A 23,243-nucleotide genomic window follows, 5' to 3' on the forward strand; every position below is an offset into this window, starting at 1 on the left:
TAATTTACAAAACCCAATCCTGACCTAACCTACCTTTACTGTAAATTCCTTTTTTCCGGTGAAGCTTCCGATTTGCCAAGCTCCTTGATTGGCTTGTTTTAGCGTGTCTTCAAACCAAGTTTTATTATCTGGAGAAACAGCAATCAAGAGCCCTCCGCTGGTCTGTGGATCACAGAGTTTGACCAGATCCATGCCCTTGACTCCTTCTGTTTTGGTATTGTAAGCGTTCCAGTTTCGGTAGGTGTTATCTGGAAAAATAAACTGATCGATATAGCCCTGAATTCCCTCAATCAATGGTAATTGACCAATCGCTAGTTCTGCTGAAAGTCCAGCTCCCTCTGCCATTTCGATCAAATGTCCCAACAGCCCAAATCCCGTCACATCTGTCATGGCATGTACTTCCTCATGATTTCCTAAGACAGCCCCGATTTTATTTAATTGGCAGGCTGTATTTACCAGCTTCTCATAATCCTGGTCTTGGATTTTTTGACGTTTCAATGCCGTAGCCAATACCCCGATTCCGAGCGGCTTGGTCAGAAAAATCAGGTCACCTTCTTTAGCTCCCTGATTGGTTTTGATCTTACGGGGATGTACGGTTCCATTCACTGAAAGTCCGAAAATCGGGTCCTTGGCAGCGATGCTATGACCTCCTGCGAGTTCGATACCAGCCTTGCTACAGATACTTTTTGCCCCTTTCATGACTTTGGCTGCCAGTTCGGGTGCAAGTTTTTCCACCGGCCAACTCAGAATCGCATTCGCAAATAGGGGTTTTCCACCCATGGCATAGACATCCGAGATCGCATTGGCAGCGGCGATCTGTCCAAAATCAAAAGGGTCGTCCACAATTGGAGTGAAAAAGTCAACGGTGTTGACCATAGCAATATCCTCACTCACTTGATACACCGCCGCATCGTCTTTGCCGGAATTACCGACGAGTAAGTTGGGGTCAGCTTGGCTGAAAGAGTTGCTGGCTGAAAGAATTTGATCCAGGATGGCAGGTGCGATTTTGCAGCCGCAGCCAGAGCCTTCACTCCATTCGGTCAATCTGATAGGGGTATCATTCATAGAATTTTTCTTTTGCTTTTAGTAAAAGTTTGCACTGTTGGTCCAAGCTTAGGCCGGAGAGATCCAGAGAAACCGTTCGATCCTTCGGGTGCTTATCCAACTCAAATTCGTAGGTTTTGTCATAGTAGATCAAAAGATTTTGGATCCATTTTGTGTGTTCTCCTGCATCTATTGCATCCAAAGCTTCCTGCGTTCGAAGTCCTCCCAGTTTCTTTTGCAGTCTCAGGACGGCCTTTTTCAGGGAATCCTGAGGTAGCTCTGCATACTCACTTGCAATGTGAGTGGTCCGCTCTTCCAGCGATTTTTGAATATCGATGTGTGGGCTGCTTTTCATCTCTTCGAAAAATGCATCCGGAAGGATAATCCGGCCGATTCTTCGGCTTTCGTTTTCTACCCAAATGGCTTTTTCCCCAACAAAAGGCAGGAGTTCTTCAGCCAGTAAATTTTCAAATTGCTCTACGGTAGGCTGGGGAGGCTGTCCGATTCCGCCAAAGGAAGAACCTTTATGATTGGCCAAGTCCTCCAAGTCGACTACTTGCTCTTGAGATGATTTGAGCAATTGAAGTAAAAGGGTTTTTGCGGTTCCGGTTTTGCCACCCAAAACGATGAGCTTTCTGCTTTTTCGGACTTCTTCGAAAGTAAAGGTCCGGTAGGTTTTGTATCCTCCTTTGATACGGAAAATTTCAAATCCGACCATTTCTAATAGCCAGGATAAAATCTGACTGCGCATTCCGCCCCGCCAACAGTAAAGGATTATCTTTCTTTCGGGAAATTTTTCAATCGCAGCTTTTTGAATTTGATGAAATCGAGGTCCCACCAACTCAAAACCTTTCAGTGTTGCAGCCTCACTGCCCTTTTCCTTGTAAAGTGTTCCGACGATTTTTCGCTCTTGATCATTCAGAATGGGTAGATTGATAGCTCTGGGAATATGGCTTTGCGCAAACTCCCCCTCGCTTCTAGCATCGACAATGGGTAGGCTTTTGCGAAGCTCAAAAAAATCAGAAAGCGTAATCAGCGTTTCGTTCATAGACCTACGAAGATAAAAAAATGCCACCGAATCACTCCGGTGGCATCTCAAATACTTGAAGTAGAAATTAGAGTTGAGCTTCTAATTTCTGACTAAGGATAGCTTTAGGTACTGCGCCTACTTGCTTGTCTACAATCTGCCCGTCTTTGAAGAATAGAAGGGTAGGAATAGAGCGAATGCCAAATGCCTGTGCTACGCTTGGATTGGAATCTACATCCACTTTTCCAATGACAGCTTTGCCTTCGTAGTCTCCTGCGAGCTCTTCTACGATAGGTCCGATCATTTTACAAGGTCCGCACCACTCTGCCCAGAAATCCACTAGGATTGGTTTTTCTGATTTGATGACTTCTTCAAAATTTGCGTCAGTAATTTCTATTGCTTTTGCCATTATTTGATGTGTTTAGTTCGGTTCAATCTTTCAAATATATCAGAGAAAGTCTATGTATCTTCAATAAGTTCAAATTGTGTTTAAAAAATTCTCTATGAGTCATAGTCAGACTTTTACAATTACTCACTCATGATCTTATAGACGATGTCAGGGATCGTTTGTAGTTCCTTAATCAGCTCTTCACTAGGGTCGATTAGGAAGCGCTTCGAAAAGAGCTCCAGACTGATATTTTCTCGTCGGTCAATGACGTTGAAATAAAGCTTTGCTTCCCCTTTGTACTTTTGGGTAATGGATTCTAGCTTTTCCATTAGATCATAATTCAGGTCATCCAAGTCAATGTTGACGCGAAGCCCTTTGACCATTTTGGACCGAACCTCAGAGAGTAACATGACGGATGAAATCTTAAACTCCAATTCGTCGGGATTCCACTTCTTCGGACTGACTCCGCCCTTCACAAAGAGGTACCAGCCTTTCATGAAATACTCTTTGAATTTCACATAATCCTCTCCGAAAAGGTAGAAAGTAAAGCCTCCCTGATAGTCTTCCAAGGTTAGTGTCCCAAAAGGCTTCCCATTTTTGGTAGTACGATGGGCAAAGTCAGTGACTGCACCGGCAAGGTTGATATCCTTTTTGCTTTGCAAAGCAGGGAGATCGTTGAGTTCCGACAGACTACAGTTGGTGAAAGACTCAATCTCCAATTTGTACTGATCGAGTGGGTGACCTGAAATGTAAAGCCCGACCACTTCTTTTTCGATATTCAGCTGCTGAAGCTGGGAGAAAGGCTCCATCGGAGAAACCGAAGGCACAGGCACGTCCATTCCTCCGCCTGCTCCGCCGAAAAGACTTACTTGCGAGCTTTCTTTTTCCTGTTGTAGGCGTTGGGCATACTTGGTTGCTTTCTCGATCAGGGTGATGTCGCCTTCAGGAGCCTCGAGGTATTGGCGGCGATGGTACTCCGGAAAGCAATCAAAGCTTCCTGCCATTGCCAAAGCTTCCATCGTTTTCTTGTTAAGCACTTTTGGGTTCACCCGCTTCGCAAATTCAAAGAAGGAAGTATAAAGTCCATTCTTTTCACGCTCAAGAATGATTTCTTCTACCGCAGCACCACCAGCCCCCTTGATCGCAGCCATTCCAAATCGGATTTCACCATCTTTGTTTACCGTAAAGCCACCTTTGGATTCGTTGACATCTGGTCCCAAAACAGGAATTCCCATCCGCTTACACTCCTCCATGAAGAAAGTCACCTGCGTGATATCGTTCATGTTGTTGCTGAGGACAGAAGCCATGTATTCTGCCGGATAGTGCGCCTTGAGATAGGCCGTCTGATAGGCTACCCAAGCATAGCAGGTCGAGTGGGATTTATTGAAGGCATAGGAGGCAAAAGCTTCCCAGTCTGTCCAGATTTTCTCCAACTTTTTAGGCTCATGGCCTTTTGCAGCTGCCTGCTCGATAAATTTGGGTTTCATTTTATCGAGGACATCTTTCTGCTTCTTACCCATGGCCTTTCGAAGTACGTCGGCCTCACCTTTGGTGAAATCAGCCAATTTTTGCGAAAGCAACATCACTTGCTCTTGGTAGACTGTAATTCCGTAGGTCTCCTCGAGATACTCTTGCATATCATCGAGGTCATAGCTGATTTCTTTTTTGCCATGCTTTCGATCGATAAATTCGGGAATGTAGGCCAAAGGTCCGGGACGATAGAGGGCGTTCATCGCGATCAAATCGGCAAATGCAGTTGGTTTCAGTTCCCGCATATACTTTTGCATACCAGCGGATTCGTACTGGAAAATCCCGACTGTTTCACCCCGCTGAAAAAGCTCATAAGTCTTCTGGTCGTCTATCGGAAAAGCATCTGCATCAAGCTGAATCCCATGCCGTTCCTTCACGATTTTGATCGCATCCTTGATCAGCGTGAGAGTTTTGAGTCCCAAAAAGTCCATTTTGAGCAAGCCAGCTGACTCTACTACGGAGTTGTCAAACTGGGTACAAACCATCTCAGAATCCTTGGCCAAGGCTACCGGAACAAAATTGGTGATGTCGTCCGGCGTGATGATGACACCACAGGCGTGAATTCCTACATTTCGGACAGAGCCTTCCAATACGGTAGCTTGATTCACTGTTTTGGCAGAATCATCCTGACCCTGCGCGATTTTCAGTAGTTCTTCGGCTTTTTGGATCAGTTCACCCTGGCCCTTCAGTTTATCCGCCAAGGCAGATTTATTTTTAGCCAACTCAAAAAGCACTTTCAATTTCAAGTCAGGGACTAAGTTTGCCAGTCGGCCTGCTTCCTGGAGGGGCAAGTTCAAAACTCTCGCCGTGTCTCGGATGGCTGATTTGGCGGCCATGGTACCGTAGGTGATGATTTGGGCTACCTGATTGGAACCGTATTTTTTGATCACATAGTCGATGACCCGTCCACGACCTTCATCATCAAAGTCAATATCAATATCGGGAAGGGATACCCGATCCGGATTTAGGAATCTCTCAAAAAGGAGATCATACTCGATGGGATCCACATTCGTGATTCCAATACAATAAGCAACGGCTGATCCTGCTGCCGAACCCCGACCTGGACCGACTGATACGCCCATATCCCGAGCTGCTCGGGTAAAGTCCTGCACAATCAAAAAGTAACCCGGATAGCCTGTTCGCTCGATAGTCTCCAATTCGAAATCCAGGCGCTCTTGAATTTCCGGCGTGATTTCACTATATCGTTTTTTAGCTCCTTCATAAGTCAGGTGACGAAGAAAAGCATTTTCTCCTCGCTTGCCACCGTCCACTTCATCCTGAGGGTCTTTGAATTCCTCAGGGATGTCAAATTTTGGAAGTAGTACTTCTCGGGCAAGCTTGTAGGCTTCTATTTTTTCGACAATCTCGTGCGTACATTCGATGGCTTCTGGAAGATCGGCGAAAAGCTTTTTCATCTCCTCAGGAGACTTAAGGTAAAATTCATCGTTGGGAAGTCCATATCGATATTCCCTTCCTCGCTTTCCGATGTATTTCTTCGGCTTTTCCACCAATTCACCGTCTTTCACACAAAGCAAAATATCATGCGCTTTAGCATCTGCTTTGTCATTGTAATAGGTGTTGTTTGCTGCGAAATACTTCACATTGTATTTGCGGGCAAATTCTAAAAGTACTTCATTGACTTTTTCCTCCTCAGGAATCCCGTGTCGGTTGAGCTCGACGTAGAAATCCTCTCCAAACTGCTCTTTCCACCAGATGAAAGCTTCCTCAGCCTGCGTCTCGCCCACATTCAAAATCAAAAAAGGAATCTCTCCCCAGAGACCGCCAGTGGTCGCGATGAGATCGCTTTTGTACTGCACAAGTACTTCTTTGTCAATTCTTGGGAGGTAATAAAAACCCTCAATATTGGCGTATGAGGCTAGTTTGGCGAGATTGTGATAACCAGCCTTATTTTTGGCTAGTAGGACCGTTTGGTATCCATCATCCTTGTTGGATTTGTTTTTTCGATCCCGACATAGGTTGAATTCACAGCCGATAATGGGTTTAATATCTGCGGCCATGGCAGATTTCACAAAATTGAAGGCTCCCATCATATTGCCATGATCAGTCATAGCGATGGCAGGCATATTCATGGACTTTGCCTTGGCGATCAGGGCGGGGATTTCCGACGTAGCCTGTAGAACTGAATACTGGGTATGAACATGGAGATGTGTAAAAGGTACATCGACCAATTCAGAGATATCCGCTTTGCCGGCTTGCTTCAGAACTTCCTTGGCTGCAACTTTCTGTTCGTCTTTAGCCTGAGCGAAATTTGCTTCGGCCAGATCGGGCGCTTCATAGACGACTTCCTGGATGCTGATACCTTCCTCGGGCTTTTGTACTCCATGGGTTATCAAGCCAAAGAAACAGCGTGCCGTAGCATCTACATCATAGGCGGCATCGTGCGCATCGCCAAAGCCTTTTCCAAATAGTTTTTGATGCAATTCAGTGAGGGTAGGCCATTTGAATTTTCCGCCTTTACCTCCAGGAATCGCACAGAATTCGGTAGAAATATCCTTCGTGTCCAACTGATTGGCTGTCAAAGGCATGCCAAGCTCAGCACGGATAAATTCAGACCCGACCACGTTAATATCAAATTCGATATTATGACCGACCAGATGCTTGGCCTCAGCTACATCCTTCTCAAAAATCGCCAAAACCTCTTTCAGGTCATGTCCTTCAGCGAGAGCTCGCTTGGTCGAAATCCCGTGAACTTTCTCAGCATTATAAGGTATAGTAAAGCCCTCTGGCTTGACAATGTAATTGTGATTGGATATCAGTTTACCCTTAGCATCATGCAGTTGCCAAGCCAACTGGACCAGGCGGGGCCAGTTGTCCAAATCGGACATGGGAGCATTGTAATCGCGGGGTAAACCGGTGGTTTCGGTATCGAAAATAATATACATACAGCACAGAGAATTGAGGCTTCAAATTAGGTCATTTGAAGGATGCAAAAAAGTGATGCGGCGGGAATTGTCAGGGAAAGATTGTATTAAATAGACAGTGAATCAGAATTTACTCTCTAATCGAAATTTGAGAAAATTCAAGTGTGCTTAAGAAACAAAAGCAGGGTCTATTTTTTAAACTTTCAACAATACATAAACCTACCTTTTATCCTCCCAAGGCATATAGACCACCTTTTTGGTCTCAAAAAAATCTTCCTTGAAATAGTCGCTTAAGTGGTAGGTTACATAGGATTTGCCTGTTTCCTCCATTTCCTCATCCACATCGCCTCCTTTGAGGTAAAGGATACCATTGGGGAATTCATTAAAATCCTCTCGCTTGATTTTTCCTTTGACCCAAGGATAAAAATTGACCATACGAGTGACGGCACGGCTGATCACAAAATCATATTTCCTTACTAATGTCTCCGCCCGGGCTTGTTGGGCTTCTACATTACTCAGTTTGAGAGCTCGGACAATCTCTTTGACCACGGTAATTTTCTTTCCGATGGAATCCACCAAATGAAAATGGGTGTCAGGGAAAAGAATGGCTAATGGGATTCCAGGAAACCCTCCGCCCGTACCGATATCAAGCACTTTCGTGCCTGGCTGAAATCCCATCACTTTTGCAATCCCCAATGAGTGTAGGACATGATGGATGTAAAACTGATCCATGTCCTTTCGGCTGATTACATTGATTTTGGAATTCCAATCTTCGTATAGCTCTTGTAAGCGATCGAATTGCTCGATTTGCTTTTCGGTCAGGTTAGGAAAGTAGGAAAGAATCAGCTGGGTGCCGGAGTTCATTAGATGTGTTTTTGCTTGCCTGAGGCGATTTCATATAATAGTTCCCGGGAGCGGTGCAATTGTGCCTTGACCGTTCCGAGTGGCTTTTCGAGTTCTTGGGCGATCTCTTCATAGGAAAGCTCATCAAAGTACCGAAGTTGTACGAGTTTTCGGTATTTCGCAGGTAGCTTATCGACAAAAATCCTGACCATTTCGATCCGCTGAGACTTGATGAATTCGTCTTGAGGATTGTTGTCATCATCTTCCACATCGATGGTTACTGAGTTGCCGCTGTCATCGGACATGGTGGTATTGAGGCTCATGGTTTTGAGCTTTTTCTTACGGATAAAATCGATGGCATTATTGGTGGCAATCCTGAAAAGCCAGGTGGAAAAAGTATAGTCTTTCTTAAATCGATGTAGGTTTTTGAAGGCTTTGGCAAATGCCTCCATGGTCAAATCTTCAGCATCATCGGCATCTCGGATCATCTTGAGGATCATGAAGTAAACAGCCTTCTTGTACCGCTTCATCAAAGCTGCATAAGCTTGCTGATCCTTTTCCTCTACGGCTTGATCGATTAGATCGAAGTCTTCGAGCGCTTTCTTAGAAAATCCACGTTGGTTTAGTTCCATTTGATGTCCTTTGACTGATGGGATATTGGTCCCAAAATCCAAAAATAACCTAAATACAAAAAGTCATTGATTAAGGTGTTTGATGGATTTTTTTGACCATTGAGATTTCTGTTGGCCTTGGAAAATACCCAAGCGAGTAACAGAAGCCTCATGAGAAATATACCGAAAACGATCGCAATTTGTTCCCATTTCTGCTCCAAAGCCAAATAAATAAATAAACCTATGGCCCCAACCCAGAATAAAAGGTGGGAAAAGGCATACCAACCGATTTTTAGCTTGTGTTGCGTCAAATAGTGCTTTCCGATATTTAAATGTCTTTTTTTCTGAGAAAAGTAATCTTTCCAGTTCTCTTTGGGAATAGAAATAGTCCTTGCATCAGCATCCAAAACCGCACGGGTGTTTTTTCCGGTGGCATAACGGTTTATCAATAGGTCATCGTCACCGCCTTCGAAATGCCAAAGGTCTTTGAAAGCTTTGATTTCCATGAAAAAACTACGCCGGTAGCAAAGATTTCTCCCTACTCCCATAAATGGGCTTTTCCACTTGGCAAAGGATAGATACAAAAGCGCAGTTTTGAGCGTTTCGAATTGTATCCATCGGTTTAGGAATCCCTTTTGCTGCTCATAGCCGGCATACCCAATCGAAAAGGTCATATTTTGATTTCTAACGGGCTGGGTCATTTTACGAATCCACTGATCGGAGGTAGGTATACAATCTGCATCGGTCAATAAGATGACGTCGTTTTTGGCCACTTTGATACCGAGAGTAAGCGCATATTTTTTAGAGGTGACATGATCGGGAGTATACTTTACTGTGACCGTACGGAGTTTGGGATACTGACTCATCAGGTCTTCCAAAAGACGCCCTGTTCTATCCCTACTTCGATCATTGATCACCAAGACATCAAAGTTGGGGTAATCCTGCTCAAATAGTATGGGGATGAGCCGTTTTAGATTTTTGAATTCATTGTGTGCGGCGATCACAACTGTGACACCTTCAGTATTTTCAGAATTACTGTCTGGTTTTGCCTTGAAGAAAGCGACCTTCCCAAATATGGGTAACAAATAAATCAGCTGAATAAAAAAGCCAAGTCCAAATAAAATCCAGAGTAAAAGAAGGGCCATAGTTTTTTGTGCTCGGCAAATATAAAATCAATTTCAGCATTCGTTTAGGAATAAAGAGATAATTTTGTCTAGGCTCTTGTTTGGCCGACGAATCAAAATAATCCTTCGATGAAGTTCACTTTAGCACAGGAAGATCCTCAATCCAAAGCCCGGGCAGGATTGGTGGATACAGACCATGGGAAGATCGAGACACCCATTTTTATGCCAGTCGGAACGGCAGGTACTGTCAAGGCAGTCCATCAGCGGGAACTCAAAGAGGATATTCAAGCTCAGATTATTCTAGGGAACACCTATCATCTTTATCTGCGGCCAGGATTGGATATTTTGGAAAAAGCCGGAGGTCTTCACAAATTCAATGGCTGGGATCGGCCGATTTTGACGGACTCGGGAGGGTATCAGGTTTTTTCGCTTGCTGGGACACGAAAGATTAAAGAAGAAGGGGTAACCTTCAAATCCCATATTGATGGATCAAAGCACAATTTCACTCCAGAAAATGTGATGGATATTCAGCGGACTATCGGAGCGGATATCATCATGGCTTTTGATGAATGCACGCCCTATCCTTGCGAGTATGGCTATGCTCGCAAGTCCATGGAAATGACGCATCGCTGGCTTAAGCGCTGTACCGAACGATTTGACTCTACGGAAGGAAAATACGGCTACAATCAGACACTATTTCCCATTGTACAGGGATCTGTTTACAAGGATTTGCGAAAGCAAAGTGCCGAATTCATCGCCGAGCAAGGTCGTGAAGGAAATGCAATAGGTGGTCTTTCTGTAGGAGAACCTGCTGAAATGATGTACGAAATGACCGAGATCGTCACAGACCTTTTGCCGAGGGATAAACCCCGCTACCTGATGGGGGTGGGAACTCCGGCGAATATTCTGGAATGCATCGCACTTGGGGTCGATATGTTCGACTGCGTAATGCCGACGCGAAATGCCCGAAACGGGATGCTCTTTACCTCAGAAGGGATAATCAATATTCGAAATGAAAAGTGGAAAGATGATTTCACTCCTATCGATCCAGCCATAGGAAATTATGCGAGTACTTTTTATTCCAAGGCTTATTTGCGGCATTTAACAATTTCTAAGGAAATTTTGGCTGCACAAATCGCCAGCGTACATAACTTGGCCTTCTATCTGTGGTTAGTAAAAGAGGCAAGAAATCATATTTTAGCCGGTGATTTTGCTAGCTGGAAAAACCAGATGGTCAAAAAAGTAAGTACCCGTCTCTGACATGAAACTGATCGATCGACTCATCATCAAGGATTTTTTGAAGACCTATTTCTTTGTGGTCTTGATGTTGATTTTGGTGGTCTTGGTGTTGGATTTTACGGAAAAAAATGACAAATACATCCAAAATCAAGTGCCAACCGGGGAGATACTCAGATACATGGGAAACTATGGGCTCTATTTGAATAATCTCCTGACACCCATTACGGTCTTTATTTCGGTGATTTTCATTACCTCCAAAATGGCCGGGCGTACGGAAATTATCGCCATTTTAGGGAGTGGAGTTAGTTTTGTCAGGTTACTATTTCCTTTTCTATTTTCTGCAGCGCTGATTGGCGGAGCCAGTTTTCTTCTGAATGGCTGGGTGCTCCCCACGGCCACTGAGAATCTGACCGTTTTTCGCTTGGTCTATCTTGAAAAGGGTGCCGCTCAAAGTGAGCAAAATATTCACATCAAAGTAGGGGAGGATAGCTATGCTTATTTGAGTCGATTCTTCAAAACCAACAACACTGGCTATAATTTCACCTTAGAAACGATCCGAGACGGAGAGATGCTGGCCAAGCTCTCTTCTGACCGAATCGAATGGGATACGGCTAAGAATGCCTGGACGCTGAAAAATTGGAGACTTCGGGAATTGAAAGAGGAAGGAGAGGAGTGGACGGTGGGTACTGAGTTGGACACGGTCCTTTCGATCGTTCCTCAAGACTTTGGCGTACCGGAAAATCATCACGAGACACTCAAACTACCACAGCTCAGCCGTCAAATCCGGATATTGGAGGATCGTGGAGCGGATAATGTCGCTTATTACAAGATTGAGCGCTACGTCCGTTTTATGTCTCCTTTTGCTGCCTTGATTTTGACTTTTATAGGGGTAATTATGTCTGCGCGCAAGACACGGGGTGGCTCAGGCTTTCAAATTGCTATGGGTTTCTTGATGGCGTTCATCTACATTCTCTTATTTATTCTATCTAGAACCTTTGCCGAAAATGGTTCGGAGTACCCTATTTTTGCGGTTTGGCTTCCCAATATCATTTTTGCTTCGGTAGGTCTAGTGCTTTATAAAACCGTCCCGCGATAAATGCAGGCTTCCCTGAAAGATTATCTTTTACTCCACCTCATTGTCTTGATATGGGGTTTTACAGCTATTCTCGGAGTGTTGATTTCGCTTCCAGCTCTGGAATTGGTTTTTTACCGAACCCTCATCGCCTCGGTTGGAGTGGCCTTGCTTTTTGTATGGAAAAAGAAAAATATTTGGATTCCCCCACATCAAATGTGGAAGGTATTGGGTACCGGGGTGCTGATTGCTTTGCACTGGATTCTGTTTTTTTGGTCAGCAAGAGTTTCCACAGTTTCCGTTTGCTTAGCTGGAATGGCTACGACCTCGCTTTGGACGGCGTTTGTTGAGCCTTTTTTCAATAAAGCAAAAATCAAGTGGTATGAGGTGGCATTGGGTTTACTGGTGATCTCCGGGCTCTTGGTCATTTTCAAATTTGAAACAGGCTATTGGCTTGGCCTATCGATGGCTTTGGCTTCGGCCTTTTTGGCGGCTTGCTTTTCTGTGATTAATGGCCGACTGACCAAGCGTCACGATCCCTATCAAATTACCTTTTACGAGATGACGGGGGCCTGTTTGGCAATTTTATTATTCATGCCTGTTTATTCGATTTGGCTGACTGATGGAGCTGGTATTCAATGGACTTGGCAGGGGATGGATTGGTTTTGGTTGCTGGTTTTAGGAGGGGTGTGTACTGTCTATGCCTTTTCCGTTTCGGTGGATTTGATGAAGCGACTGACCGTATTTTCAATCAATTTGACGATCAATCTGGAACCTGTTTATGGAATTGTTTTGGCGGTTTTGATCTTTGGAGAAAAGGAAAAAATGACCCCTGAGTTTTATCTGGGGACCTTGATCATTCTGGTTTCGGTTTTGATTTATCCTGTGCTGAATTACTGGAATAAGCGGAGAAAGGCTGTCAGGACTTTGGGTTAGAAATGGAGGATATCATTTAAAGTCTCAATAGCAAGTTTGATTTGTTTTTTTTCAACCTCTCCAATTTTTGTCTTGAGTCTTTGTTTGGATATTGACCTTAAATGAAAAATCATAATCTCTGAATCTACTTTTAATCCATTTTTTTCAGTGGGTTGTAAAATTGGGTTCCCTTTGAATCCTTTGATTTTACTTGTTAAAGGCGCTGCCAAAACGACTTGGAGATGAGTGTTTAACAGGTTTCCACTCAAAATGACCACAGGTCGATACCCGGCTTGTTCTGATCCAATTACAGGGTCTAATCTTGCATACCAGATTTCACCTTGCTTCATCTTCTTCTATTTGCTTGAAGTATTCCCCCATGTCTTCTTCTGCCATTTCTAGAATATCTGGATCTTTAGAGGCCATTTTGTAAGATTTAGCATATTCAATACGCTTCAAATAATCCAAATATGCCCGTAAGGCTTTTTCGATCAGCTTATTTTTTGGAATTGATAGTTTTGAAGCTTCTGAAGAAATTTTTTCAAGGAGATCGTCTGGGAGAGAACTTGTGAACGTAGCCATTTTATTTGAAGTTTATTGTAAATATAATAATAAATACGTTTTTAAAGTTCTTTTTCAAGGCAAAAATAATTACCAGGATAATCAATTCTACTTGGCTTAGTTTCAAAAAGACCAAATACACTGGAACCGGAACCGGACATAGCTGCATAGTAGGCACCAGCTTGATACAGTTGGTTTTTGATGGCCGCTATTTCAGGGTGATTTCTAAAAATACTTTGTTCAAAATCATTGACCAATTCATTTTTCCATCTACTTCGGTCTGCTAACACTTCCTCAATCTTCGCTTTGGGAGCAGTAGGGTGGACGCCTGAGTAGGCCTCTTTGGTGCCGATGTGAATTCCCGGATTGATTAAGACTAGATAGCTTCCTGCAAGAGATACCTCTGCTGTACTGAGGATTTCACCCCGACCACGGGCGATTTTTGGTGTATTCTCGATAAAAAAAGGACAATCGCTTCCGAGCTGTGCGGCATATTCTTCTAGAAAGTAGTCATCGAGATGGAGGTCAAAAAGATTATTCATCAATTTCAAGGCGAAAGCTCCGTCAGCCGAACCCCCGCCAAGACCAGCACCCATTGGTATATTTTTATGAAGGTGGATTTTGAGATTGGGGAGTCCTTGAAAGTCCTTTCGAAGAAGCTTCTCAGCCTTTAGAATCAAATTATCTTTGGCCTCACCTGGGATTGGGATTCCGGTGCTTTCCCAGCCGCCTTTTTTATCCAAGATGATTTCTAAAGCATCCAGAAGTGGGATTGGAACCATGCAAGTTTCGATTTCGTGGTATCCATCCTTTCTTTTTCCTAGGATATGCAGTCCGAGGTTGATTTTTGCATTAGGGAAAGTGATCATGTCGAGAGCTTTCCGCAAATTAAGTGGATTTTGGACTGAAAAGTTTACAATTCGATCTTTGAATATTTTTAAGTTAATCTTGGAAAGATTAGGAAAAATAAGGCGATTGATCCCTTCGGTTGATAAAAATGGAATCTTTTTCACTTTTTATTAAAAAAAAGTCAATTCAGTATAAAATTCTGTTTTTTGAAAAAAAATATATTTCAAATAGAATAATAAGCATAAAAAGTTCTTATATAAGAATAAAATTCTATAAAAAATCATATTGCGATAATTTATATTCTGCGTTAAAGATTTTTAAGCGAATTAAATATTGTTAGTCTCCTCCATGAAACTTAAATTTGACAAAATTTCGAATTCACAGCAGTTCAACCCAAAATCTATGAATCGAGTGGTCTTTTTGCTTAGCATTATTATTCTCCTAGGATACTAAGGTGAGGCACTAGACTATATCAAAATAAAAAATCTGTAAGTGCCTCATTACATGAAGGCACTTTTTTTATATCCCTATGAAAAACCTTAAAAAATATAGTTGGGAAATCTCTGATAATCCCGAGCATCCGGCAGGCAAAGCTATGCTATATGCCACTGGTCTATCTGATAAGAAGTTAATGCAGCCTTTTGTAGGAATTGCAAGCTGTGGCTATGAAAGCAATCCCTGCAACATGCACCTCAATGACTTTGCTGCCGAGATCAAATCAACTACTCAAGAGCATGATTTGACCGGTTTGGTTTTCAATACCATTGGGATTTCGGATGGTACTTCCATGGGGACACTGGGGATGCGTTATTCCTTGGTTTCCAGAGAGATCATTGCAGATTCGATTGAGTCATTCATTTTAGGTCACTCCTTTGATGCCTGTGTGGCAGTTGCAGGATGTGATAAAAATATGCCCGGGGCGATCATGGGAATGCTTCGCATCAACCGCCCATCGATTATGGTTTATGGTGGGACGATTGCCTCGGGCAATTATAAAGGTGAGAAACTGAACATCGTCTCTGCATTTGAGGCATTTGGGAAAAAGATTCAAGGAACCATCTCAGAACAAGACTATGATGGAGTGATCCGAAATGCCTGCCCCGGTGCAGGTGCCTGTGGAGGGATGTATACTGCCAATACCATGTCATCTGCTGCAGAAGCTATGGGGATGTCTCTTCCTTACTCTGCTTCTTATCCTGCCAACTCCCCTGAGAAACTCCGAGAGTGTAGAGAGGTCAGCAAATACATCAAAATCCTACTTGAAAAAGACATTAAGCCCAAAGATATCGTCACTCGAAAAAGCATTGAAAATGCTGTAAGGGTTATCGTAGCGCTAGGAGGCAGTACCAATGCAGTGATGCATATCCTGGCGATTGCGCGTACGGCTGGAGTAGACTTTACACTTGAAGACTTTAAAGCTGTAAATGATATCACCCCATTGTTAGGTGACTTCAAACCTTCCGGAAAATTCCTGATGGAAGATTTGCATGAACAAGGTGGGCTTCCAGCTTTCATGAAATTTATGCTAGATCAAGGAATGCTCCATGGAGATTGTATGACCGTCACCGGGAAGACTTTAGCCGAAAATCTGGAAAATATCGACCCTATCATACCATCCTTGGTCAATTGTATTCGGCCAATCGATCAGCCCATTAAGAAAACAGGTCATCTATGCATTCTCAAGGGAAATCTTGCTCCTGAAGGGGCAGTTTCGAAGATCACTGGAAAGGAAGGGGTTTCATTCACAGGTCCAGCCAAAGTTTTCGATTCTGAATTGGAGGCCAATAATGCCATACGGGATCACAAGGTGCAGGCTGGAGATGTAGTGGTAGTTCGAAATGTCGGTCCAAAAGGAGCTCCTGGAATGCCAGAAATGCTTAAACCAACCTCCATGATCATTGGAGCGGGCCTCGGTTCAGATGTAGCTCTAATTACTGACGGAAGATTTTCCGGTGGAACGCATGGCTTTGTAGTGGGACACGTTACCCCTGAGGCTTGGTGCGGAGGTCCCATTGGACTATTGAAAGACGGAGATATCATCACAATCGATGCGAATAATTTTGAGCTTTCAGTGCAAGTGAGTGAAGAAGAGTTTGCGGAACGCAAAAAATCCTGGTCACCCAAGAAAATTGAAGGACTGCAGGGTACCCTTAAAAAATACAATCAACTCGTGGCAACTGCATCAGAAGGCTGCGTAACCGATAAATTCTAAAGTCTATGAAGGAAGAATCCATGATTCGTGGGGCAGACATAGTTGTGCAGTCCCTAATCGCAGAGCAGGCAGAAATTATCTTTGGGTATCCTGGAGGTGCAATCATGCCTGTATACGATGCCCTGTACGATTATCATGAGCAGATCAAGCACGTCTTGACTCGTCATGAACAGGGAGCTATTCACGCAGCACAAGGCTATGCCCGGGTTTCAGGAAAAGTAGGAGTTTGCTTGGCTACTTCAGGCCCCGGAGCGACTAATTTGATCACGGGGCTGGCTGATGCGCAGATCGACAGCACACCCTTGGTTTGTATTACTGGGCAAGTTGCCGCACATCTTTTGGGTACAGATGCCTTTCAGGAGACAGATGTGGTCGGTATTTCTATGCCTGGGACGAAATGGAATATTCAGGTGAGAAGAGTGGAGGATATTGCACCTGCGATTGCAAAAGGATTTTATATAGCTCGGTCTGGACGTCCCGGACCTGTATTGATTGATATTACAAAAAATGCTCAAGTAGACTTCGGGCAGATGAATTACACTCCTTGCTTGGGCTTCAGGTCTTACAAAGTTCATCAGCCAATAGACCCAAATGCAATTCAGAAAGCTGCAGAATTGATCAAAGAGGCTAAGCGGCCCTATTTACTTTTTGGACAGGGCGTGGTTTTGGGGAAAGCTGAGACAGAGTTGAAGTTTTTCTTGGATAAAACAGGTATTCCTGCTGCATCTACCCTTTTGGGATCAGGGGCACTTTCAGAGGATCATCCAAATTACGTGGGCAAGCTGGGTATGCATGGTAATTACGCTCCCAACCTCCTGACCAATCAATGTGATGTTCTCATTGCGGTCGGGATGCGATTTGACGATCGGGTAACCGGAGACCTGAAGCGCTACGCCAAACAGGCAAAAGTCATTCATCTGGAACTGGACGCCGCTGAGATTAATAAAAACGTCAAGGTGGAAGTAGGAGTATTAGGAGATTGTAAGGAAAGTCTTTCCATGCTAACCGAAGCAGTAGAGCAAGGGTCCCATCCGGAATGGCTGGGGAAGTTTCGTGAGTTGGAGCAGATGGAAAAGGAAGCTGTGATGCAGCATGATATCACACCGACCAAAGTGGGCCTTACCATGGGTGAGGTAATCAGTCAAATCAATCGCTACAAGGCAGATGATGCTGTTTTGGTAACCGATGTGGGACAGCACCAAATGATTGCTTGGCGCTATTTTCACTATAAGAAGACACGGACCCAGATTACTTCAGGAGGTTTAGGGACTATGGGTTTTGCACTTCCAGCGGCTTTAGGAGCACAGCTTCATGACTATTCCAGACAGGTAATCTGTGTAGTTGGTGATGGAGGTATTCAGATGACCATTCAGGAGTTGGGTGCTATCATGCAGACCAAGGCGCCCGTCAAAATTGTCCTGCTCAATAATAATTACCTGGGAATGGTCCGTCAGTGGCAGCAAATGTTTTTTGATAAACGCTACTCATTCACTGAATTGGACAATCCGGATTTCATCAAACTGGCAGAAGCCTACGGAATTAAAGCCCAGAAGGTAACCGAAAGAAATACACTCACGGAATCTATTGAAGATATGTTGATTCATGACGGCCCCTATTTCTTGGAAGTGGTGGTTGAGAAAGAAGATAATGTATTCCCGATGATCGCTACCGGATGCTCGGTAGAAGAAGTCCGACTTTCTTAAAAGAATCCCCCTATGAAACGCTATACTATTTTCGTCATTACGGAGAATTTCATCGGAATTCTCAATCGGATCACTATCATCTTCACTCGAAGAGGGATCAATATCGATGCCTTGACTGCTTCTGAAAGCAGTGTGGATGGGATTCATCGGATTACGATTGAAGTGACTACTTCCGAAGAAATGGTAGTTCATCTCGTCAATCAAATCGAGAAAATCATCGATGTCATCAAGGCATTTTATCATGAAGATTCCGGCGTGGTCTATCAGGAGATTGCACTTTACAAGATCCCTGTTGCTCGCTTGGATGGAAGCTTAGAGAAAATCATTCGACAGCATCATGCAAAAATCATTTCGGCAGAGCAGGAATTCGTCGTGCTGGAAGTAGCTGGACATAAAGAACAAACCCAGGAGTTGCTGGAAATTCTGAAGGGCTATGGCCTCCTCGAATTTGCAAGATCAGGCAGAGTTGCTGTCGCGAAACGAATGCGAACAATTGATCAGTATTTATCATAAAACATTAAAAATCAATCTATTAAACCTAATTTTAGAATCATGAAATTAAAATTCGGCAATGTTGAAGAAAATGTGGTGACCCGCGAGGAATTCCCACTGGAGAAAGCCAGAGAAGTACTCAAGGATGAGGTGATCGCAGTCATTGGCTATGGTGTCCAAGGCCCAGGACAGGCTTTGAACCTTAAAGACAATGGATTCAACGTCATCGTAGGTCAGCGTAAAAATTCCAAAACTTGGGATAAAGCCGTGTCGGACGGGTGGGTTCCTGGCGAGACGCTTTTTGAGATCGAAGAGGCCTGTGAAAAAGGTACGATCATTCAGTTTTTGCTGTCAGATGCAGGACAGATTGCCCTTTGGCCAACTGTCAAAAAACACCTGACTCCTGGAAAGGCATTATACTTCTCGCATGGATTTGGTGTGACTTATAAGGATAAAACAGGTATCATACCTCCAGGAGATGTGGATGTGATTTTGGTTGCTCCAAAAGGATCTGGGACCTCTTTGAGAAGGATGTTTGTAGAAGGTCGTGGATTAAACTCCTCCTATGCAATTTACCAAGACGCAACTGGCAAGGCTAAGGACCGTGTCGTAGCCTTGGGTATTGGGGTAGGATCAGGATACCTTTTCGAAACAGATTTTTACCGTGAAGTTACTTCTGACCTCACTGGCGAAAGAGGAACTTTGATGGGAGCGATCCAAGGGATTTTCGCAGCCCAATATGAGGTTTTGAGAGCAAATGGTCATACTCCATCCGAAGCTTTCAATGAGACAGTAGAGGAGTTGACACAGTCTTTGATGCCTTTGGTAGCAGAAAATGGAATGGATTGGATGTATGCCAACTGCTCCACCACGGCTCAACGAGGTGCATTGGATTGGTGGAAGCCTTTCCGGGATGCTACCAAGCCTGTTTTTGAGGCCCTGTATGATTCTGTCAAAACAGGACAAGAAGCTCAAAAATCCATCGACTCTAATTCGAAGTCAGATTATAGAGAAAAGCTGGAGGCCGAATTGAAAGAATTGCGTGAGTCAGAAATGTGGCAGGCCGGTGCGGTCGTCCGACAGTTGAGACCAGAAAATAATTAAACCCCAAACCTAAACCCAAAGATCATGAGTGAGAAGCTGTGGATATTTGATACGACCCTGCGAGACGGGGAGCAAGTGCCAGGGTGTCAGCTGAATACCCAGGAGAAAATTATCGTGGCAAAGGCTCTAGAAGAACTAGGAGTTGATATAATTGAGGCAGGATTTCCCATCTCTAGCCCAGGTGATTTCAATTCTGTACAGGAGATTTCGAAAGCTGTTTCCAATCCGATCATTTGTGCCCTCTCACGTGCGGTAGAAAAGGATATCGAAGTAGCTGCAGCGGCACTCAAGTATGCCAAAAAAGGCCGAATTCACACAGGTATTGGGGTTTCTCCCTATCATATTCAGTACAAGCTCCGCTCCACTCCGGAGGAGATCATCCGCCGTGGAGTAGCAGCTGTGAAATTTGCCAAGCAGTTTGTGGAGGATGTGGAGTTTTACGCAGAAGATGCTGGGCGTTCGGAGCCTGATTTTCTTTGTAAAATCATCGAGGAGGTCATCAAAGCCGGAGCTACTGTAGTGAATATTCCGGATACCACGGGCTATTGTTTGCCAGAGCAGTATGGGGGTTTCATTGCAAATCTCAAAAATCGGGTACCCAATATCGACAAGGCTATCATAGCCACCCATTGTCACAATGATTTGGGAATGGCTACGGCCAATACTGTGGCCGGTGTCCAAAATGGCGCTCGGCAAGTCGAAGTGACGATCAACGGAATTGGCGAGCGTGCCGGAAATACTTCCATGGAAGAGGTGGTCATGGCCATCAAATGTCATCAGTCCATTCCGGTACACACGGATATCGTGACGCAGAAAATCTACCATACCAGCCGATTGGTATCCAAACTGATGAATATGCCTGTGCAGCCCAATAAGGCAATTGTCGGTAGAAATGCCTTTGCTCACTCCTCAGGGATTCATCAGGACGGTGTCTTGAAGAACAGAGAAAACTACGAAATCATTGATCCAAAAGAGGTCGGGGTGGAGGAGTCTTCGATTGTCTTGACTGCAAGATCCGGAAGAGCTGCCTTGAAGCATCACTTGGATGCATTGGGAGTCGAACTGGAAGGAGAAGAGCTTCGCAAAGTGTACGAAGAGTTTTTGCTATTGGCAGATTCCAAACGTGACATTGGAAGAAAGGACTTACTCGAGCTCGTTGGAAAGTATATGGATGAATCCAATTTCATCGAATTGGAAGAGGTGACTTATTCCTCCAATGGTGAGATCAATGCTCAAGTAAAAGTGAAAATCGGTAATGAATCCCATGAAGCTTCTGCAACCGGGGTTGGTCCGGTAGATGCTGTATTGACAGCTATCGAGAAGGTAGTTCAGCCACAAGTTGATTTGGAAGAATTCCTGATTCAAGCCATGACCCATGGCTCCAATGACGTGGCAAAAGTTCACATGAGGGTCATCAAATCCGAAAAGCCTTACTATGGCTTTGCTTCAAACCAAGACATTGTATTGGCATCTGCTCAAGCGTTTGTGGATGCATTAAACAAAATACCAGTCAAAGAATACGTGACTGCCTAATTATGGAAAAGACAACATTATTTGATAAAATCTGGGATTCCCACGTGGTCAAATCGGTGCCAGCCGGGCCAGATGTGTTCTTCATTGATAAGCATTTTATCCATGAAGTGACTTCCCCTGTAGCTTTCTTGAATTTGGAGAAAAGAGGGATCGGGGTAAAATATCCGCATAGGACAATAGCAACTCCAGATCACAATGTCCCGACAATCGATCAGGATCAGACGATCAAAGACAAGCTTTCTCGAATGCAGGTGGAGAAACTTCGTCAGAATTGCGCAAAATACGGCATTGAGCTTCATGATTTGGGGTCTGCTCATCACGGAATTGTCCATGTAATCGGACCGGAACTGGGAGTTACCCAACCCGGGATGACTATCGTTTGTGGAGACTCACATACTTCTACGCATGGAGCCTTTGGAGCGATAGCCTTTGGTATCGGTACTTCCGAGGTGGAAATGGTCCTAGCTACTCAATGCATCATGCAGTCCAAGCCAAAGAAAATGCGGATTTCTGTGGAGGGGGAACTTGGAAAAGGAGTAACCTCCAAAGACATCATTCTCTACATTATTTCTAAAATCTCAGCAGCTGGGGCTACCGGCTATTTTGTGGAATATGCAGGTTCGGCGATCCGAAATCTATCCATGGAAGCTCGGATGACCATTTGCAACATGTCCATCGAAATGGGCGCCAGAGGAGGTTTGATTGCTCCGGATGAGACCACTTTTGCTTTTCTTAAAGGGAAACAATACGCCCCTAAAGGAGATGACTGGGATAGAGCAGTATCTTATTGGAAAACACTCAAAACGGATGAAGGAGCGGTTTTTGACAAGGAACTGACCTTTGATGCAGCAGATATTGAGCCGATGATCACCTACGGAACCAATCCGGGAATGGGGATCAAGGTCAAAGACTCTATTCCGACTACAGATGGGATGGAAGGCTCCAATAAAAAATCCTATCTCAAATCTCTGGATTACATGGGATTCCAGCCGGGTGAACCGGTCCAAGGAAAGCAAGTCGATTATGTATTTGTTGGATCCTGCACCAATGGACGAATTGAAGATATACGCGCAGTAGCACAATTCGTCAAGGGTAAGAAAAAAGCGGATAATATCACCGCTTGGATTGTACCCGGCTCCAGAGAAGTGGAAAAGCTCGCTCATGAGGAAGGCTTGGTAAAAATCTTGGAAGAAGCTGGTTTCGAACTTCGTCAGCCGGGATGCTCTGCCTGCCTAGCCATGAACGATGATAAGATTCCTGCTGGAAAATATGCGGTTTCTACATCTAATCGAAACTTCGAAGGTCGTCAAGGTCCAGGAGCGCGAACGATGCTTGCCTCTCCATTGACCGTGGCGGCTGTGGCGGTTACTGGCCGAATTACTGATCCCCGGGAAGTCTTTACAAATTGAAAATACGAGGTTGGAAAAACGAAATACGGGATTGAGCTAAGGTTTTACCTAAAGCCTAAGCTAACCTTTCCACCTTCCAACTTTATCACCTTTGAACTATCAAAAAATGGCTTACGATAAATTCACCATACTCCGTGATACGGCAGTTCCATTGCCGACCGAAAACGTGGATACTGACCAAATCATCCCTGCTCGCTTTTTGAAGGCGACCGAACGGGAGGGATTTGGAGACAACCTTTTCCGAGACTGGCGATATGATGTGGAGGGAAATCCCAAAAAGGATTTTGTACTCAATGATCCTACCTATTCTGGTAAAATTCTGGTTGCTGGTAAAAACTTCGGCTCCGGTTCCAGCCGGGAGCATGCCGTTTGGGCACTATATGACTATGGCTTTCGCTGTGTGGTTTCCAGCTTTTTCGCAGATATCTTCAAAAATAACTGTCTGAATATTGGAGTCCTCCCGGTGACAATTTCTCCCGAATTTGCTGATAAACTATTCAATGCGATTGAGGCAGATCCCAAGACCGAGATCGAAGTCAGCCTGCCTGAGCAAAAAATCACTTTGCTTTCCACAGGAGAATCTGAGTCCTTCGACATCAATGAATACAAGAAAGCCAACATGCAGAATGGCTTCGATGATATCGACTACCTGCTAAACATGTCTTCTGAAATCGAAGCATTCGAAGCTTCAAGATAAAAGTACCT

The 23,243-nt window shown here is 44.2% G+C and carries 20 protein-coding genes; 10 read left to right on the plus strand and 10 right to left on the minus strand.

Going from position 1 to position 23,243, the window contains the following annotated elements; translation table 11 throughout:
- Nucleotides 1-24: 24 nt before the first annotated feature.
- From selD to G457_RS0119690, 7 genes are all read right to left on the minus strand, one after another.
- Entirely contained in the window at nt 25-1,065 is a 1,041-nt protein-coding gene (selD, locus tag G457_RS22005; RefSeq protein WP_051260927.1) for a selenide, water dikinase SelD, read from the minus strand.
- A complete protein-coding gene (gene mnmH, locus G457_RS0119665; protein WP_026947985.1) occupies nt 1,058-2,092 on the minus strand; it encodes a tRNA 2-selenouridine(34) synthase MnmH in 1,035 nt (344 codons plus the stop codon). Before mnmH ends, selD begins: the two co-directional genes overlap by 8 nt.
- 67 nt (nt 2,093-2,159) lie before the next feature.
- Nucleotides 2,160-2,480 (minus strand): thioredoxin, encoded by a 321-nt coding sequence (gene trxA, locus G457_RS0119670; protein ID WP_026947986.1) that lies wholly within the window; start codon nt 2,478-2,480, stop codon nt 2,160-2,162.
- Nucleotides 2,481-2,599: 119 nt separating this feature from the next.
- A complete protein-coding gene (gene dnaE / locus G457_RS0119675; protein ID WP_026947987.1) occupies nt 2,600-6,892 on the minus strand; it encodes a DNA polymerase III subunit alpha in 4,293 nt (1,430 codons plus the stop codon).
- 198 nt (nt 6,893-7,090) lie between these two features.
- On the minus strand, nt 7,091-7,735 hold the full coding sequence (gene rsmG, locus G457_RS0119680) for a 16S rRNA (guanine(527)-N(7))-methyltransferase RsmG (RefSeq protein ID WP_026947988.1): 645 nt from the start codon (nt 7,733-7,735) through the stop codon (nt 7,091-7,093).
- Complete coding sequence (locus G457_RS0119685) at nt 7,735-8,346, minus strand: sigma-70 family RNA polymerase sigma factor (RefSeq protein ID WP_026947989.1); 612 nt, start codon at nt 8,344-8,346, stop codon at nt 7,735-7,737. The genes rsmG and G457_RS0119685 overlap by 1 nt, the downstream gene beginning before the upstream one ends.
- Entirely contained in the window at nt 8,337-9,470 is a 1,134-nt protein-coding gene (locus tag G457_RS0119690) for a glycosyltransferase (protein WP_026947990.1), read from the minus strand. Before G457_RS0119690 ends, G457_RS0119685 begins: the two co-directional genes overlap by 10 nt.
- A 108-nt stretch (nt 9,471-9,578) precedes the next feature.
- On the opposite strand from G457_RS0119690, the gene tgt reads away from it, so the two are divergent.
- Genes tgt through G457_RS0119705 form a run of 3 tightly spaced genes read left to right on the plus strand, consistent with a single transcriptional unit; the run spans nt 9,579 to nt 12,696 of the window.
- Nucleotides 9,579-10,709, plus strand: coding sequence for a tRNA guanosine(34) transglycosylase Tgt (gene tgt / locus G457_RS0119695; protein WP_026947991.1), 1,131 nt, complete (start codon nt 9,579-9,581; stop codon nt 10,707-10,709).
- Between the two features lies 1 nt (nt 10,710).
- Nucleotides 10,711-11,784, plus strand: coding sequence for an LptF/LptG family permease (locus tag G457_RS0119700; RefSeq protein WP_026947992.1), 1,074 nt, complete (start codon nt 10,711-10,713; stop codon nt 11,782-11,784).
- Entirely contained in the window at nt 11,785-12,696 is a 912-nt protein-coding gene (locus G457_RS0119705) for a DMT family transporter (protein ID WP_026947993.1), read from the plus strand.
- Here G457_RS0119705 and G457_RS0119710 read toward each other — a convergent pair.
- From G457_RS0119710 to ispE, 3 genes are read right to left on the minus strand one after another with little or no spacing between them, the layout of a single operon-like run.
- Nucleotides 12,693-13,025 (minus strand): type II toxin-antitoxin system PemK/MazF family toxin, encoded by a 333-nt coding sequence (locus tag G457_RS0119710; protein ID WP_026947994.1) that lies wholly within the window; start codon nt 13,023-13,025, stop codon nt 12,693-12,695. The genes G457_RS0119705 and G457_RS0119710 overlap by 4 nt on opposite strands.
- Nucleotides 13,012-13,257, minus strand: a complete 246-nt coding sequence (locus G457_RS0119715; RefSeq protein ID WP_026947995.1) for a ribbon-helix-helix domain-containing protein — start codon at nt 13,255-13,257, stop codon at nt 13,012-13,014. Before G457_RS0119715 ends, G457_RS0119710 begins: the two co-directional genes overlap by 14 nt.
- 41 nt (nt 13,258-13,298) lie before the next feature.
- The gene (gene ispE / locus G457_RS0119720) at nt 13,299-14,105 is read right to left on the minus strand and encodes a 4-(cytidine 5'-diphospho)-2-C-methyl-D-erythritol kinase (protein ID WP_026947996.1); all 807 of its coding nucleotides are present in this window, start codon (nt 14,103-14,105) and stop codon (nt 13,299-13,301) included.
- Nucleotides 14,106-14,614: 509 nt separating this feature from the next.
- Between ispE and ilvD the strand changes: the two genes are divergently transcribed.
- From ilvD to leuD, 7 genes are all read left to right on the plus strand, one after another.
- The gene (gene ilvD, locus G457_RS0119725; protein ID WP_026947997.1) at nt 14,615-16,297 is read left to right on the plus strand and encodes a dihydroxy-acid dehydratase; all 1,683 of its coding nucleotides are present in this window, start codon (nt 14,615-14,617) and stop codon (nt 16,295-16,297) included.
- A 20-nt stretch (nt 16,298-16,317) separates the two neighbouring features.
- Nucleotides 16,318-18,000: a biosynthetic-type acetolactate synthase large subunit gene (gene ilvB / locus G457_RS0119730; protein WP_026947998.1), complete on the plus strand. Its 1,683-nt coding sequence runs from the start codon at nt 16,318-16,320 to the stop codon at nt 17,998-18,000.
- Between the two features lie 12 nt (nt 18,001-18,012).
- Complete coding sequence (ilvN, locus tag G457_RS0119735) at nt 18,013-18,513, plus strand: acetolactate synthase small subunit (protein ID WP_026947999.1); 501 nt, start codon at nt 18,013-18,015, stop codon at nt 18,511-18,513.
- A gap of 39 nt (nt 18,514-18,552) precedes the next feature.
- The gene (ilvC, locus tag G457_RS0119740; protein ID WP_035484392.1) at nt 18,553-19,596 is read left to right on the plus strand and encodes a ketol-acid reductoisomerase; all 1,044 of its coding nucleotides are present in this window, start codon (nt 18,553-18,555) and stop codon (nt 19,594-19,596) included.
- A 24-nt stretch (nt 19,597-19,620) separates the two neighbouring features.
- Nucleotides 19,621-21,129, plus strand: a complete 1,509-nt coding sequence (locus tag G457_RS0119745; RefSeq protein ID WP_026948001.1) for a 2-isopropylmalate synthase — start codon at nt 19,621-19,623, stop codon at nt 21,127-21,129.
- Nucleotides 21,130-21,131: 2 nt separating this feature from the next.
- Complete coding sequence (gene leuC, locus G457_RS0119750) at nt 21,132-22,538, plus strand: 3-isopropylmalate dehydratase large subunit (protein WP_026948002.1); 1,407 nt, start codon at nt 21,132-21,134, stop codon at nt 22,536-22,538.
- Nucleotides 22,539-22,644: 106 nt separating this feature from the next.
- The gene (leuD, locus tag G457_RS0119755) at nt 22,645-23,235 is read left to right on the plus strand and encodes a 3-isopropylmalate dehydratase small subunit (protein ID WP_026948003.1); all 591 of its coding nucleotides are present in this window, start codon (nt 22,645-22,647) and stop codon (nt 23,233-23,235) included.
- The last annotated feature ends 8 nt before the right edge of the window (nt 23,236-23,243 follow it).

It is taken from the genome of Algoriphagus marincola DSM 16067 (genome assembly GCF_000429405.1).
Lineage (GTDB): Bacteria > Bacteroidota > Bacteroidia > Cytophagales > Cyclobacteriaceae > Algoriphagus > Algoriphagus marincola.

Coding starts and splice junctions, on each gene's coding strand:
- selD (WP_051260927.1), bottom strand. CDS start 1,065: ATGAATGATACCCCTATCAGATTGACCGAATGGAGTGAAGGCTCTGGC.
- mnmH (WP_026947985.1), bottom strand. CDS start 2,092: ATGAACGAAACGCTGATTACGCTTTCTGATTTTTTTGAGCTTCGCAAA.
- trxA (WP_026947986.1), bottom strand. CDS start 2,480: ATGGCAAAAGCAATAGAAATTACTGACGCAAATTTTGAAGAAGTCATC.
- dnaE (WP_026947987.1), bottom strand. CDS start 6,892: ATGTATATTATTTTCGATACCGAAACCACCGGTTTACCCCGCGATTAC.
- rsmG (WP_026947988.1), bottom strand. CDS start 7,735: ATGAACTCCGGCACCCAGCTGATTCTTTCCTACTTTCCTAACCTGACC.
- G457_RS0119685 (WP_026947989.1), bottom strand. CDS start 8,346: ATGGAACTAAACCAACGTGGATTTTCTAAGAAAGCGCTCGAAGACTTC.
- G457_RS0119690 (WP_026947990.1), bottom strand. CDS start 9,470: ATGGCCCTTCTTTTACTCTGGATTTTATTTGGACTTGGCTTTTTTATT.
- tgt (WP_026947991.1), top strand. CDS start 9,579: ATGAAGTTCACTTTAGCACAGGAAGATCCTCAATCCAAAGCCCGGGCA.
- G457_RS0119700 (WP_026947992.1), top strand. CDS start 10,711: ATGAAACTGATCGATCGACTCATCATCAAGGATTTTTTGAAGACCTAT.
- G457_RS0119705 (WP_026947993.1), top strand. CDS start 11,785: ATGCAGGCTTCCCTGAAAGATTATCTTTTACTCCACCTCATTGTCTTG.
- G457_RS0119710 (WP_026947994.1), bottom strand. CDS start 13,025: ATGAAGCAAGGTGAAATCTGGTATGCAAGATTAGACCCTGTAATTGGA.
- G457_RS0119715 (WP_026947995.1), bottom strand. CDS start 13,257: ATGGCTACGTTCACAAGTTCTCTCCCAGACGATCTCCTTGAAAAAATT.
- ispE (WP_026947996.1), bottom strand. CDS start 14,105: ATGATCACTTTCCCTAATGCAAAAATCAACCTCGGACTGCATATCCTA.
- ilvD (WP_026947997.1), top strand. CDS start 14,615: ATGAAAAACCTTAAAAAATATAGTTGGGAAATCTCTGATAATCCCGAG.
- ilvB (WP_026947998.1), top strand. CDS start 16,318: ATGATTCGTGGGGCAGACATAGTTGTGCAGTCCCTAATCGCAGAGCAG.
- ilvN (WP_026947999.1), top strand. CDS start 18,013: ATGAAACGCTATACTATTTTCGTCATTACGGAGAATTTCATCGGAATT.
- ilvC (WP_035484392.1), top strand. CDS start 18,553: ATGAAATTAAAATTCGGCAATGTTGAAGAAAATGTGGTGACCCGCGAG.
- G457_RS0119745 (WP_026948001.1), top strand. CDS start 19,621: ATGAGTGAGAAGCTGTGGATATTTGATACGACCCTGCGAGACGGGGAG.
- leuC (WP_026948002.1), top strand. CDS start 21,132: ATGGAAAAGACAACATTATTTGATAAAATCTGGGATTCCCACGTGGTC.
- leuD (WP_026948003.1), top strand. CDS start 22,645: ATGGCTTACGATAAATTCACCATACTCCGTGATACGGCAGTTCCATTG.